We start from the raw sequence: 825 nt of genomic DNA, 5'->3' as shown, positions 1-825 counted from the left end.
GGCTCAGTAGAAATTTAGTGGGGATAAATTTGTAATCTAATCGAATAGTTCTTTACTTTACAGCATGGAAAACGATTATTTGAGCATGTTGGCCAGTATTGTACTGCCCACACAGATATTGGATTACTTCTCCATAGTCGGTATATCGCAGACTTCTACGGAAATCCACATCAGTCTGGACGAGAAGATGCATCCGGAGCTAAGCAAGGACGTACACTTTGAATCCAAAGGTTTTATGGAAGCGGTAAGCGTGACGGATTTCCCGATACGTGACCACAAAGTGATTCTGAAGATCCGTCGCAGGCGGTGGACAGACACGCGCACGGGCAAGAGTTTCAGCATCCCGATAGACCTTGACATTGTAGCCAAAGGGACTCGTTACTCCAAGGAATTTGGAGCTTTTTTAAAAGAAACGTATGGAGACGTCCCCCGTGACCTGCCATACGCTTGAGGAGTTCTACCACATCGACGGGCATACGTTTGAGAAGCAATACAAGGAAGTGCTGAGCGGTTTCCGGCAGTGGGAGCAGTTGGAACATGCAGATAAATGGCTGCTGTTCCCGGAGAATATCGGCCCTTGTCTGGCTATCGACGAATCCTCGCTATCCAATGGTGAGCTGTACACGTTTGTAACCAACCGTGAGGTCCGCACGCGGGAGCAATCCTTGGTTGCCGTCGTTGCAGGTACAAAAGCGGAGGACGTAATCGCCGTCCTGCAACGGATTGACGAGGAGCATCGCAATGCTGTCGAGGAAGTCACGCTTGACTTGTCGGACTCCATGCGCAAGATCGTGCGTACGGCATTCCCTAAAGCCAGCCGGGTCA

Annotated in this window: 2 protein-coding genes; both read left to right on the top strand. The window is 49.9% G+C overall.

The window, feature by feature from the left end; all coding sequences use genetic code 11:
• Window positions 1–64: 64 nt before the first annotated feature.
• Window positions 65–451: an ISAon1 family transposase N-terminal region protein gene (locus tag H3001_RS19155; RefSeq protein ID WP_004326196.1), complete on the top strand. Its 387-nt coding sequence runs from the start codon at window positions 65–67 to the stop codon at window positions 449–451.
• Window positions 417–825 (top strand): transposase (locus H3001_RS19150; protein WP_181215801.1); only part of this gene is annotated, 409 nt, incomplete at its 3' end. The genes H3001_RS19155 and H3001_RS19150, both read left to right, overlap by 35 nt.

It is taken from the genome of Phocaeicola faecicola (assembly GCF_013618865.1).
In the GTDB taxonomy this organism is placed as follows: Bacteria; Bacteroidota; Bacteroidia; order Bacteroidales; family Bacteroidaceae; genus Phocaeicola; species Phocaeicola faecicola.
Note: the sequence above shows the minus strand (reverse complement) of the source record. Positions and strands in the feature narration are given on the sequence as shown.

Coding starts and splice junctions, on each gene's coding strand:
- H3001_RS19155 (WP_004326196.1), top strand. CDS start 65: ATGGAAAACGATTATTTGAGCATGTTGGCCAGTATTGTACTGCCCACA.